The sequence below is a fragment of the Streptomyces sp. NPDC090994 genome (genome assembly GCF_044768905.1).
Lineage (GTDB): Bacteria > Actinomycetota > Actinomycetes > Streptomycetales > Streptomycetaceae > Streptomyces.
Window position 1 is genome coordinate 496,290 of sequence record NZ_JBIVWS010000003.1, and the last position, 13,837, is coordinate 510,126.

Here is a 13,837-nt window from a genome sequence, read left to right on the forward strand (position 1 = left end):
TTTGGGTCTTTCGCTCGCCGACTTGCCCGACGGAACGATCCTTTTCGGCCACGTGTCCAACTTGCGTGCCTGACCAGGAGGTTCACGCGACGGGACAGTCTGGTCAAACGATTGCTATTTACCCTTGCTTGATGGTGAATTGGGCTCTCTTTGGTCTGGTCTCGTACATCTTGAGTGGGCTGAACAGCCTTTATTGAATGCCGCAGGAATTATGCATGTGGCCTAGATCACCAGCTCTCCAGGACTTGTTGACTTTTCGTGAAGGGGTGCCGGAAAGTTCGTGATCGACATTGGACGGAACTGTGTGCGCGGGGGCTGCCGCTGTGTGGGGATCACTGTCGTGGAGCGGCAGGCAGGAGCGCGTTCGCACGCGCGCCGAGCGCCGCAGACGGGCGCGGATACGCGTCGCCGTCATCGGTTCGACCGTGGTCGCCCTGACCATGGGCATCCTGCCCGCCGCCTACGCGCTGCCGCCGGACGACGACCGCAGCGGTGTCGACCTGGTCGACCTCCCCGAGCCGGAGCAGGCCGAGGGCGAGAACGGCGGGCAGCTCGCCGAACTGACCACGGCCGAGGCCGAGCAGCCCGTGGAGTACGACCCGAGCAACGTCACCGCCCCCGCCCGCGGCTCGGCCGCCCAGGACCTCACCGGCCTCACTCCCGGAGAGATGGTCCCGCTCGTCCAGGAGGACGGCACCGCCCTTCCTGTCGAGGTGGGCGCTCCCGAGACCGCCACCGCGACCGAGGCCGCCGCCCTGGAGGGCCAGTGGCAGGTCACACTCGCCGGCCAGGACGAACTGGCCGCCACCACGATCGAGGGCGTGGCCCTCACCGTCACCCCGCCCGCCGAGGCCACCGGCGACGCCGTGATCGCCCTGGACTACAGCGACTTCTCCGAGCTGTACGGCGCCAACTGGGCCGACCGGCTGTCGTTCGCGCAGTACCCGGCGTGCTTCCTGACCACCCCGGACACCGAGGGCTGCTCCGAGCCGTCCGAGGTCACCACCGACAACGTGGTCGAGCAGACCGGCACGGACGCCGACGGCAACCCGGTGTACGAGCGCCGCATCGAGGCGACCGTGGCCACCGAGGCGCTGGCGGCGGGCGGCACCTCCGAGGAGACGGCCTCCACAGCGGCCTCCTCCACCGAGGGCACCGTCACGGACGGCGTGTACCGCACCGGGAAGTCCACCGGCGGCACCCCCTTGGCCTCCCTCGCCGCCGCGACCGCCGACGGCTCCGGCTCCTCCGTCCTGCTCGCGACCGACTCCGGCTCCGGCTCCAAGGGCGACTTCGGCGCGACTCCGCTGGTCAGCGCCGGGTCCTGGTCGGCCGGCGGCAATGCCGGCGGCTTCAGCTACTCGTACACCCTCCAGACCCCGAGCGTGCCGGGCGGCCCGTCCCCGGCGGTCTCCTTCGGCTACAACTCCCAGGTCGTGGACGGCCGTACGTCCGCCTCCAACAACCAGCCCTCCTGGATCGGCGACGGCTGGGAGTACAACGCGGGTTCCATCACCCGCACGTACACCTCCTGCCGCGACGACATGACCGGCGGCAACAACAAGAAGAAGACCAGCGACCTCTGCTTCGGCTCGTACAACGCCACCCTCACCCTCGGCGGCACCACCACCGAACTGGTCCTGCCCGACAAGGCCGACCCGTACGGTGACGCCTGGGTCACCGCGAGCGGCGACGGCTCCCGCGTCGAACTGCTCAGGGACACCGGCCTCGGCAACGGCGACGCCGACGGCGAGTACTGGCGGGTCACCACCCGCGACGGCACCCAGTACTACTTCGGCAAGCACAAGCTGGACGACGACTGGGCGAGCGGCGACCCGGTGACGGACTCGGTCCTGACGGTTCCGGTCGCCGGCAATCAGGACAAGGAACCCTGCTACCAGGCGGGTGACTTCGCGGGCTCCTTCTGCGACCAGGCCTGGCGCTGGAACCTCGACTTCGTCGTCGACACCGACGGCAACGCGATGACCCTGTGGTGGGCGAAGGAGACCAACCACTACGCCCAGAACAACAAGTTCAAGACGCCCGTCTCCTACGACCGCGGCGGCTACCTCAAGCGCATCGACTACGGCCTGAAGGCGGACGAGCCGTACGCCGACCCGATCTCCCGGGTCGCCTTCGACGTCGACGAGCGCTGCTTCAAGGAAGGCGACATCACCTGCACCAAGTCCGGCGACGAGGACGACAACTTCGCCTCCGGTGACTTCGCCAAGAACCGCATCTGGTACGACACCCCGGCCGACCTGTACTGCGCCGCCGGCAAGGAGTGCTACGTCCCGGTCCCCACCTTCTGGTCGCGCAAGCGCCTCGCCCAGGTGACCACCCTGACGCAGCGCACCCAGGGCTCCACCGCCCTGTCCAAGGTGGACAGCTGGACCCTCCAGCAGTCCCTGCCCGCCGACCTCACCGACGAGGGCACCGCCCTCTGGCTGGAGTCCATCACCCGCACCGGCTACGGCACGGACTCCGAAGCCATCGCACTGAACCCGGTGCAGTTCCTCGCCAACAGCCAGCCCATGCCCAACCGGGTCAAGGAAGGGGCCGACGACCCCAACCCCGCCTTCGACCGGCTGCGCGTCGCCCGGGTCGTCAGCGAGTACGGCGGCGAGACCGTCGTCACCTACAAGGCACCGGCCGGCGCCTGCAAGACCGGCAGCGGCTTCCCGAAGCCCGAGGAGAACACCGGCCTGTGCTTCCCGGTGTACTGGAACGCCGACCCCGACGTGGAGACCATCGACTGGTTCCACAAGTACGTCGTCGAGTCCGTCCAGGAACTCCCCGCCCTCACCGGCGTCGACCCGGTCACCACCACGTACGAGTACCTCGACGGCGGCGCCTGGGCGCTGAACCAGGCGGAGTTCTCCAAGAAGAAGACCCGCACCTACGACCAGTGGCGCGGCTTCGCCCGGGTCCGCACCTACACCGGCGACGACAGCGACACCCCGCTGATGTCCACCGAGCGGGGCATGACCGAGACCCGCTACTTCCGGGGCATGGACGGCGACAAGCTTCCCGACGGCAGCACCCGTTCGGTCACCGTGAGGGACGCCGCCGACGCGGTCATCGCGGAGGACAAGGAACCCTTCACCGGCCGCGTCGCCGAGACCCTCACCTACCCCTCGGCCACCGCCGGCGCCGACGACTGGCTGACCCGGACGGTCGACAAGCCGAGGGCCCTGCTGCTGGCCTCCCGCAGCCGCTCCGGAGGCATTCCCGACCTCAAGGCCTGGCGCATCACGGTCCCCGAGTCGCTCACCTACACCCGGTCCTCCGGCACCGGCGACGACAAGCGCACGACCCGCGTCCTCTACACGGCCACGGAGTACGACGAGACCTACGGCCTGCCCGTCGAGGTGACCGAGTACAACGACTGGTCGCCCGACACCGCGAGCGACAACACGGACGACGACACCTGCACGGTCATGTCGTACGTCCACAACACGTCCAAGCACCTCATCGGCCTCGCCAAGCAGACCCTGACCACCGCCGGCACCTGCGACGAGGCCGGCACCGCGACCGCCGCCGACTGGATCGACGGCTCCCGCGTCGCCTACGACGGGGGCGCGTACGGCGACGCCCCCACCACCGGCAACGCCACCACCACCTGGGCGATCACCGGTGACGGCGGCGGCTGGGTGAAGGACGGCGAGGTCACCTACGACGGCTACGGCCGCACCACGGTCACCCGCAACGCCGAGGCCATCGCCGAGAACGACGAGACGAACAAGGACGTCACGACGTACGTCCCCGACGACGGCCAGGTCTTCCAGATCAAGACCGCCAACGCGCTCGGCCAGGAGGAGATCACCACGGTCGAGCCCGGCCGCGGAGTCTCCCTCACCGAGGAGGACATCAACGGCCGGACGACGACGTACGAGTACGACGCCCTCGGCCGCGCCGCCCGGATGTGGGCCCCCTCCCGCCCGACGTCCGAGTCCCCGTCGGCGAAGTTCACCTACGACACGACCATCGGCCAGCCGGTCTCGGTGACCACCGAGTCCCTCACCGACGACGGCGACTACGACGTCTCCACCGTCATCTACGACGGCCTCGGCCGGGAACGCCAGAAGCAGGACCCGGCGGTCGGCGGCGGACGCCTGATCACCGACATCCTCTACAGCGCCAACGGCACCATCGCCCAGACCAACAACGCGTACTACGACGTCGGCGACCCCTCCACGGTCCTGTTCGAGCTGGCCTCGGACTACCAGGTCCCCAACGCCACCCTGTACTCCTACGACGGCCTGGGCCGCACCCTCACCGAGACGCCGTATCTCAACGGCGAGGAGGCCGAGGAGAAGGCCACCACCAACGAGTACGGCCTCGACTACTCCACCGTCATCAACCCCGAGGGCGCCACCGCCCAGCGCACCTGGTCCGACGCCCTGGGCCGCACGGTCCGCGTCGACACGTTCACGGACGCGCTGCGCGCCGCGCACCGCTCGACGACCTACACGTTCGACGAGCGCGGCGACCAGGTGAAGGCGGAGGACTCCGAGGGCAACACCTGGAGCTGGACGTACGACGCCCGTGGCCGGCAGACCAAGGCGGTCGACCCGGACACCGGCACGACGACCACCGAGTACGACAACCTGGACCGCCCCACGCTGGTCGCGGACGAGAACACCACCGTCGCCACGGTCTACGACAAGCTCTCCCGTCCCATTGAGCAGCGCGAGGGCTCGGCCACCGGCACCCTCCTCGCCAAGACGGTCTACGACACCCTCATCGGCGGCGCCGGCCTGCCCACCTCGCAGACCCGCTACACCGACGGCCTCGCCTACACCACCGCGGTCACCGGCTACACCGCCGACTACCAGCCGACCGGCCAGCAGATCACCATCCCCGAGTCGGTCGCCATGGCCTACGGCCTGGAGCCGACGTACCGCTACAGCTTCGAGTACTCGGACCTGGGCGTCCTGGAGGCGACCAACCTCCCCGCCGTGGGCACCTTGCCCGCCGAGAAGCTGGTGGTCCGCTACAACGAGGACGGCCTGCCGGTCTCCACCTCCGGCACCGACTGGTACACCGCGGACACCTCGTACTCCCCGTACGGCCAGGTCCTGCGGACGGTCAGCGGCGAGAACCCGAACCGGGTCTGGACGACGAACCTCTTCGACGAGGCGACGGGCGAACTGACCCAGGCCATCGTGGACCGCGAGTCGACCAGCGACACCACGGCCGTCACCGGCCACCGCGTCAACGCCCGCAGCTACACCTACGACCCGGCCGGCAACGTCACCTCCATCGCCGACCGCGCGAACGAGGTCACGGACCTCCAGTGCTTCGACTACGACGCCCTGGGCCAGCTCACCGAGGCGTGGACCGCACCCTCCGCGTGCAAGGTCACCGGCAAGGAGACAGCCGCCCCCAGCTACGCGGACGGCACGACCAACGTCACCGACGCCAACAGCGGCTACTGGCAGAGCTACGCGTATGACGCCCTCGGCAACCGCACCAAGCTGGTCGAGCACGACCCCGGCCTGGACACCACCGCCGACGCCACTACCTCCTACACCTACGGCAAGGCGGACGGCACCCAGCCGCACACCCTGACCGGCATGTCCTCGACCTACAAGGCGGTCTCCGGCGCCCAGGTCACCGAGGCGACGACCCTGACGTACGACGACGCGGGCAACACGACCACCCGCACGTACGACGGATCGGAACAGGCCCTGGCCTGGACCTGGGACGGCCAGGTCGAGAAGATCACCGGCTTCGGCGAAAACGGCGCCGGCGCCTGGCAGGGCCTGGCCGACAAGTGCCTTGACCTGTCCAGCGCTCTCACGACGGCCGGCACCCCCCTCCAGCTCTACTCCTGCAACGGCAGCAAGGCCCAGAAGTTCCGCATCGACTCGGCCTCTGCTGCCGACCCGTCGACCGGCGCCCTGAAGATCCTCGGCAAGTGCGCGGTCCCGAAGGGCGGCGCCACCGCGAACGGCACGGCGGTCGTCATCGCCGACTGCACGGGCGCGGCGGCCCAGCAGTGGACGGCGACCGCCACCGGGACCCTGAAGCACGTCGCGTCGGGCAAGTGCCTGGACGTCCCGTCGTCCAACTCGGCCGACGGCACCGACCTGCAACTGAACACCTGCGACACCGGCGCCAACCAGCAGTGGCTGCCGGACAACGAGACGACGTACGTCTACGGCGGCGACGGCTCCCGCCTGATGGCGATCTCGAACACCGAACGCACCCTGTACCTGGGCGAGTCGACGATCTCGGTCAACGCGGCCGGCGCCCCCGCCTACACCGAGCGCTACTACTCCCAGGCGGGCGCCCCGACGGTGATGCGCTACGCGCAGGGCACCAGTGCCTCGTCCCTGTCCGTCCAGATCACCGACCAGAACGGCACCGCGTACGCCAACGTGGAGCTGGCCTCCGGCAACAAGGTCAAGTTCTCCAAGACCGACCCGTTCGGCGCGGAACGCACCGAGTCGACGACGTGGCGCTCCCACCGGAGCTACGTCGGCGGCGGCGACGACGCGAGCAGCGGCCTGGTCCACCTGGGCGCCCGCGAGTACGACCCGGACACGGGCCGCTTCCTCTCCGCCGACCCGGTCCTGGACCTGGAGGACCCGGTCCAGATGAACGGGTACGTCTACTGCGAGAACAACCCGGTCACCTTCGCCGACCCGACCGGCCTGGCGTCGGAGGGCGGCACGAGCGAGTACGGCGGCCCCTCGGCCTCGGCGGAGGCCTGGGCGAAGAACCAACTGAACACCTCCCTGGCGGACGTCATCCTCTCGGTCGGCTGGGCCGCGCTGAAGGACTTCATCGGCTGGAACGACGTGGTCGGCTGTTTCTCCCGGGGTGACCTGTGGGCGTGCGGCAGCCTGTTCATCCAGGCGATCCCGTGGACGAAACTGACCAAGATCCCCTCGGTCATCAAAGCGGCGTCGCGGATCGCGAGCGCGGTCAACGCGTGGATGAAGGCCAAGGAGAAGGCCCGCAAGATCATCGAAATGGCCAAGAAGGCCCGCGAACTGGCCCGCAAGGCGAAGGAGGCCAAGCGCAAGGCGGCCGAACGGGCAGCCCAGCTGCGCAAGAAGGCCAAGGAGGCGGCCACCCGCAAGGCTAAGAAGGACGCGCAGAAGACAGGCAATGCCGTCCAGAAGACACAGAAGACGGAGGCGAAGCAGGCAGAGCCGAAGCCGCGGCAGGCCCGGGCCAAGGACGAGTCATCAGGGAAAACCCAGGAGTCGTCGGAGTCTTCGGGGGAGTCCTCCGGGGAGTCCTCCGAAGGATCTTCCGGGGAGGGCATCGGCTGCAAGACCAACAGCTTCGTACCCGGCACCCTCGTCTTGATGGCCGATGGCACCACCAAGCCCATCGAGGACGTCGAGAACGGCGACAAGGTCCTGGCCACCGACCCGGAAACTGGCGAGACGGCCGTGGAGACGGTCACCGCCGAGATCCTTGGCAAGGGCGTCAAGCACCTGGTCAAGGTCGAGATCACCACGGCCGACGGCACCACCGCCGAGGTAACGGCCACTGACGCCCACCCGTTCTGGGTCCCCGAACTGGGAGAGTGGATCGACGCCACCGACCTGAAGCCCGGCCAGTGGCTGCGCACCAGCGCCGGCACGTACGTCCAGATCACGGCGATCGAACGGTGGACGGTACAGCGGGCGACGGTTCATAACCTGACCGTCAGCGACCTGCATACGTACTATGTGGTGGCGGGGGCCACGCCGGTACTCGTTCACAATTGCAACACCACCGTGGGCCGATGGATGTCGGAAGATGAGTATCAAGCGATGAGCGACACGGGAAAGGTGCAAGCGGGAAGTGGCGGAACTTCCACGTACGTAGCGCATCCCGCTAACTCTGATGCCTACCGCAAGCAGGCTGCGCCAGGGTCGATCTACGCGGAGTTCGATGTGCCGTGTTCCTGCCTGAAGCCTGCTGGTGAACCCGGGTGGGCTCAGATACCCGGACCGCAGCATCCGATTTACGCGAAACTCAATGCCAAGCGTGGCCTTCCGCCGCCGGAAATGCCTTCATTCGAGAACCTCAGGATTGTAGACAGAAAATGAATGAAACTCTGCCTGACCTGCTCAGGGTGAGAATCCATGAGTCTCGTCCGCGGTTGGAAGGAGAAGGGATTACGCTTGAGGTGTTCGATTCCGCAGAACATGCGGAGAAGAAGTCCTTCGGGGTCTATGTGGAGAAAGAGGGGAGGGGGTCCTACCTGACAGTCTGGAATTCAGGCGAGGTTCAGGTGTCGACTATCGACTATGAGGTCGACCCTTCTCCCTGCGAGAAGTACTTGTCCGACGTGCATCCTGACCAGTTGAGGGCAGAGTTCGAGAAGCTGGTTGATTGGGTCTCTGGGAGCAGCGGCCAGAGCTGAATCAGTCCGGTTTCGATCACGGTCGAGCGCGTGATGGCATACGTGAAGCCCCGCCCATCTCGGCGGGGCTTCTGCGTGGTGGTGACGGCAGTAGTTGACGGCAACGTCAGCGGACGCGAGCTACGCAGGGTGGCGGTTCATCGCCGTTGGATCGCGCCGTCTCGGTGTCCTCCTGGCTGCCGAGCGCGGTGCTGAGGGTGTCGATGGCGTCTCGTTGGAGTCGGAGTCGGACGTGGGCGTAGACGGTGGCGGTGACGCCGATGTGTGCGTGGCCGAGGAGCTCCTTGATGACGACGAGTTCGACGCCCTGTTCCAGGAGGAGGGTTGCGGTCGAATGGCGGAGGTCGTGGAAGCGGATGCGGCGGAGGCCGGCCTTACGGAGGAGCGTGGTGAAGGTGCGGGTGAGGTTGGTCGGGTCGATCGGCCTGCCCTGCGGCGTGGTGAACACGTGCCCGTTGTGCTGCCATTCGGTGCCTGCCGTGTGACGGTCGCGCTGCTGTTGTTCGTGGTGGTGCTTCAGTGAGTGGACGCAGCGAGTGGGGAGGGCGATGCGGCGTTCGGAGGCCCGGGTCTTGGTGGGCAGCGTGGTAAGCCCGCCTGCGCTGGTGCGCTGGAGTGTGCGGCGGATGGCGGCGGTGCTGGCGTCGAGGTCGAGGTCTTCCCAGCGCAGGCCGAGGAGTTCGCCCTTGCGGAGCCCGGTATGGAGAGCCAGTTCGAACAGCGCGTGCAGCCGGTGACCTTGCGCGGCGGTGAGAAGCTGACGGGCTTCGTCGGCGGTGAGGGGTTCGAAGCGTCGGGGCTGTGGGGTGCCGGTGCGGACGTTGCGGGCGACGTTGCGCGGGATCTCTTCCTCCCGGACGGCGTGTTCCAGGGCGGACTTGAGGACGGAGTGGATGTAGGTGAGTGTCAGTGGGGAGAGCAGCTTGTGGCAGCACTGGTCGGCGGCGCAGCAGCGGGGCTGGTCGCGCCGGGCGTCGATGCCGCGCGTGCAGCACTGGCAGGTGGTGCGGAGTTGGTTGAGCCAGGTACGGACCTCTTTGGCTGTGAGCTTGGCGAGCTTCTTCTTGCCGAGGCCGGGGATGAGGTAGCGGTTGACGCAGGTGGTGTAGCGGGTGTGGGTGTTCTCGCGGAGGTGGTGGACGGCGACGGTCTCCAGCCAGTACGTCAGGTACGCGGCCACGCTGCCCTGCGTGGAGGGGACGGGGAGGCCGCGGTTGCTGTTGGCGATCTTCTCGGTGAGCTTGGCCAGGGCCTCCTTCCGGGTGGTGCCGTAGACGCGAACACGACGACGGGTGTTGCCGGGGGCGAGGACGTATCCGGCGGCTTCCCAGCGGCCGTCCTTGCGCTGGTATACGGTTCCGTCGCCGTTGGCACGGACACGGCGGGAGGCGGGGGTGTCGCGGGGTGTGGTCATCAGGCGGCGGCTTCCTGGTCGAGGCGGGTGCGGATGAAGGCGGTGAGGGCGTGGGCGGGGATGCGTCGGGCGCGGCCGAGGGTGATTGAGGCGAGCTGGCGGGTGCGGAGCAGGTCGTAGACGGCGGAGCGGCCGAGCTGGAGGCGGGCCATGACCTGGGGCACCGTCAGCAGTTCCTCCGGCGTGGTCACCGGCTGGCGGGGCGGGACCAGGTCATGTGCGGTCATCAGCAGCCCCCTTCTGCGATGAACTGCCGTGCGAGTTCTCTGCGGTGCCAGACGGCGGCGGCGAGGAGCGCGGCGCCGGGGCTGTAGCCGGTACCGAGGTAGGCCCAGTGGCCGATGACGAGGGTGGTGTCCGGGTCGGGCTCGGGCAGGCCGGCGTGGGCGCGGGCCTGTTCGGTGCGCCAGGCGCGGCGGGCGGCGCGCAGCGCGCCCAGGGTGGTGGAGTAGCGGCGGGACTTGGTGGAAAAGTGGCCCCGAAAGCCGAGCATGTGCGCCCACTTCCAGAGCTTGAGGACGGCGAACTCCGGCAGCTTGCCCAGCTCCCAGCAGGTGCGGATCATCTGCCGCACGTGGTGGGCGACGGCCAGGCGGGGCAGGGGCCGGGCCTGTCCGGTGCCGTCGCACGCGGTGCAGGGGAGCGGGGTGCCGTGGGGCAGAAGGGTGGCGCCGCGTCCCTGGCAGGGACGGCAGAACAGGGCGCGGTCGAGGGTGCCGGAGGCGTCGGCGGACTTGGTGGCGTACTTCGCCACGTAGGCGGCCACGGCCTGATCAGTGAATTCGGAGTCCGCGCCGAAGGCCGTGATCTCGCGGACGTCGAGCTGTTCGCCCCAGGCGAGTTCGCGTTCCCCGACCGCATCCGACTCGACCATAATGCGGACCCGCGCGGCGGCGGCGCGTACGGCGTCGGCGAGCACAGCGACAGTGGCGTACGGCGGCGGTGGCTGACTGGTGCCGTCCGGGCCGTCGAGGCGGATGACGGCGTGGAAGTGGACCAGGCCGCGCTGCTGGTACTCGGCGACCTTGGCGAAGGAGACCCGCAGGACCGCGCGGGCGGCCTTCTGGGTCATGCGGAGTAGGGCGGCGAGCTCGCGGCGCAGGTAGGTGGTGAAGCGTGCCCACAAGGCTCCGGCGTGGGCGTTGAACAGGACCGCGCCCGCGTAGTCGTACGTCGCCGGGTCCAGGGGCGTGCCCAGCACGGGGTCCGTGGGTTCGTGGAGCTTGCGGCAGCGGCAGGGACGGATGTCGCCGCCCGGGGTGGTGGGGCGGTTGTGGACGGGGCCGAAGGAGGGAGCGGTGAGGGTGACGAAGACGCGGGGGTGGGTGCGGACAGTGTCGGGGACGGTCTTGCCGCCGGACAGGCCGGCGCGGATGAGGTGGTAGGTGTCGGCGGCGTAGAGGCGGGAGCAGGCCGGGCAGCGGGAGGCGCGGCGGTTGCCGCACGCGGTGAGCAGGCTGCCCGTGGGCTCCTCCGCCGTGGTGTAGGAGCGCAGGACCTCGCCGGTTGTGGTGTCGACGGTGGTGGTGTGGCCGGTCAGGCGGACGGGTTCGGTGCAGCCGCCGAGGCGTTCGATCTGCTGCTGTGCGCGGTCGAGGTCGGTGTGGTTGACGAGGTGGAGCAGGTCCCGCACGGCGGGGCTTGCCACGTGGCGTAGGTCCAGGGTGACCATTCGGGGCGTGTCCCTTCTGTCGGGGTGGGTGGCCCCGAGCAACAACCGGCCATGTGGCTGTGGGGCGTGTTGGTGCTGCTCGGGGCATGACGAACCAGGCCCATCGGGTGAGCGTGGATTTCAGGGGAGAGGCGATCCGGCCGGTGGCCGGGGTGGCTCAGAGCTGAGCGAGGGCGGCGGTGGCCACCGGCAGGGCGACGCCCATGCGGGTTGCGAGCTGGGCGGCGGTGACCGGCGTTCCGTGCTCGGCGTGGTGGGTGTCCGCGATGCGCCGGGCCGCACTCAACAGGGCGGCGGGCAGGGCCGGGCGGGTGCCGGTGGCAGGCGCCTTGGTGGCGGTCGGGGCGGGGGCGGAGTCGGGCACCTCGATCACGGCAGGCGCTTCGGCCAGGGTCGGCGCAGGTGTCGCGGCGGGGACCGACTCAGGGGCCGTGGCCGCCATCTCGGGAGCGGGCGCCGAGGTGGGCACCGGCTCAGCGATGGGTGCGGGTGCTGGGGCAGATGTGGTGGCGTCCTCCAGGTGTGCGGCGGTGTGGAAGTGGGCGAGGAAGGTAGGGCCGACGTGGCCCCAGCCGAGCAGCAGGAGCGGGGCGACGGTATCCAGGCAGGCCCGGCCGTAGCGCCCGGTCAACAGGGGCTCGGCGGTGTTCAGCGCGAGGGTGAGCAGCCCGCACAGGTGCAGCAGGCGCTTGCCGGCCTTCAGGTCGTGCTCGGGGACACCGCGCAGGGCCAGGAACCGCAGCGCGACCAGGAGTCCGACGACGGACAGGTCCACCATGGGAGCGATCAGCGGCGCGATCGGGCGCGGGACACCGAGCCGCAGAGCCAGCGCCCAGACGTTACCGAAGGAGAAGACGAAGGCCAGGACCGCGATGACCGCCATGACCACGGTCACGGTGCGCCGGGTGAACCGTTCCTCCGCCATGCGCGGAGCCTCCTCTCGGGGCGTGGGGATCGGGGGCGTTCAGGGCTTGGCCAGGGAGACGGCCGGGCCGTCTGGCCTGTCGTCGCGGCCCGTGTGGTCGACGGTGTCGAGGAGGGCGTCCAGGCATAGGGCGGGGTCGGCGGTCAGGTGCGAGGTGGCTTCCGCGATACAGGCGGCGTCGGCGTCGGAGACGTACGGGGTGCGGATCCGGGTGAAGCCGGGACGGCCCTGCATCGCCATCACCGCGACCCCGACATAGGCGGGGTCCTGCAAGGTGACCGGGCTGGCATCGGGCCAGTTGCGGATGTCGTCACCCAGAGCGGCCACTGCGGCTTCCACCGTCTTCTGCGCGAACGACAGTCCCACCGGGCACACGTCGCGGATGAACGTCGGGATGGCATCGCCCGTGGTCTTCTGGCTGATCAGGATGGTCAGGATGCCGACGCTTCGGCCCTTCTTGACCAGGTCCTCTACCAGCCGGGCGTTGTCCGCAGTCAGCGCGGCCAAACGTTTCGTCTCAGCGTCGCTGCCCTTGTACTCGCGGAAGAACGTGTGCGCCTCATCGATGAGCACCACCGTGAGCGGCCACAGCCGCGAGGGGCCGACGTGCCACATGTTCTTCACGCCCAGCACGTCACGGATCACCGAGGATCGCCGCCGACGCAGCGCCACCAGGCGCTTGAACAGCGCGTTGGCCTCGTCCAGGTCGTCACCGCAGAACGCGAACATCCGCTTGACCAGGTCGGCGTAGTCGCCCTCTTCGGCTCGCGACACCTTCCCGTCGAAGCCCACGAACTGCACGGCCGCCGACGGCGCGAGCTCACAGACGAACTTGTTGATCCCCGAGGTCTTGCCCGCGCCGGGTGTGCCGGCCACCGTCACCCCGGGCACGTTTGCCAGAGACACGCAGACAGGTGCGGCGTACTCGTCCACTCCCAGTTCCCAGCGCGCCACGTCCTCCGGCGGGCGGCCGGTGGGCCGGTGCTTGGTCGGCGTGGTCAACGGGTCGGAGCGCACGCCTCGGATCACCACCTTGCCGGGGCCGTCCGGCAGGACGGACACCCGCGTGCACCGCCAGGCATCCGCCAGGAAGCGTGCCGCCTTCTGGTACTCCTCCAGCCCGACCTGCGGCAGGGTCCTGGCCCGGACGATCACACCGAACTGGTCCGGCTTGACCTTGATCCTCGGAGTCAGCACCCGAGGCGTGGGGGCAGGACCGTCCTTCTGTGCGGTGATCTGCGCGAGCAGACCCGGTGTCTTGTCGGTGACCGTCAGCCCGGCCATCCGAGCCAGCCGCACCCAGCCCCAGCGAACCCGCACGGCCTGCCGCATGCTGACCCGCATGCCCCGGTCGGCCCGCACGTAGCGCACCACGACCAGCAGCAGCGTCACACTGACCAGCACGGCCGCGACCAGCAGCGCATCCGGTCCGAAATCCGTCACGGCTTCCAT

General features: G+C 69.1%; 7 protein-coding genes. 2 read left to right on the top strand and 5 right to left on the bottom strand.

Annotated elements, in window-relative coordinates; genetic code table 11:
• Positions 1-425 precede the first annotated feature (425 nt).
• Both ACIQR3_RS09635 and ACIQR3_RS09640 read left to right on the top strand, forming a co-directional pair.
• A complete protein-coding gene (locus tag ACIQR3_RS09635) occupies positions 426-8,057 on the top strand; it encodes a ricin-type beta-trefoil lectin domain protein (protein ID WP_403536510.1) in 7,632 nt (2,543 codons plus the stop codon).
• Positions 8,054-8,374, top strand: a complete 321-nt coding sequence (locus ACIQR3_RS09640; protein WP_403536513.1) for a hypothetical protein — start codon at positions 8,054-8,056, stop codon at positions 8,372-8,374. Before ACIQR3_RS09635 ends, ACIQR3_RS09640 begins: the two co-directional genes overlap by 4 nt.
• A gap of 106 nt (positions 8,375-8,480) precedes the next feature.
• Here the strand turns inward: ACIQR3_RS09640 and ACIQR3_RS09645 are convergent, their stop codons facing one another.
• From ACIQR3_RS09645 to ACIQR3_RS09665, 5 genes are all read right to left on the bottom strand, one after another.
• Positions 8,481-9,788, bottom strand: a complete 1,308-nt coding sequence (locus ACIQR3_RS09645; protein WP_403536516.1) for a tyrosine-type recombinase/integrase — start codon at positions 9,786-9,788, stop codon at positions 8,481-8,483.
• Positions 9,788-10,015 carry a helix-turn-helix domain-containing protein gene (locus tag ACIQR3_RS09650; RefSeq protein ID WP_403536518.1) on the bottom strand — a complete coding sequence of 76 codons (228 nt, stop codon included), beginning with the start codon at positions 10,013-10,015 and terminating at the stop codon, positions 9,788-9,790. Before ACIQR3_RS09650 ends, ACIQR3_RS09645 begins: the two co-directional genes overlap by 1 nt.
• The gene (locus tag ACIQR3_RS09655) at positions 10,015-11,460 is read right to left on the bottom strand and encodes a replication initiator (protein WP_403536521.1); all 1,446 of its coding nucleotides are present in this window, start codon (positions 11,458-11,460) and stop codon (positions 10,015-10,017) included. The genes ACIQR3_RS09650 and ACIQR3_RS09655 overlap by 1 nt, the downstream gene beginning before the upstream one ends.
• 157 nt (positions 11,461-11,617) lie before the next feature.
• Positions 11,618-12,385 carry a DUF2637 domain-containing protein gene (locus ACIQR3_RS09660; RefSeq protein ID WP_403536523.1) on the bottom strand — a complete coding sequence of 256 codons (768 nt, stop codon included), beginning with the start codon at positions 12,383-12,385 and terminating at the stop codon, positions 11,618-11,620.
• Positions 12,386-12,424: 39 nt separating this feature from the next.
• Positions 12,425-13,837, bottom strand: a complete 1,413-nt coding sequence (locus ACIQR3_RS09665; RefSeq protein ID WP_403536525.1) for an FtsK/SpoIIIE domain-containing protein — start codon at positions 13,835-13,837, stop codon at positions 12,425-12,427.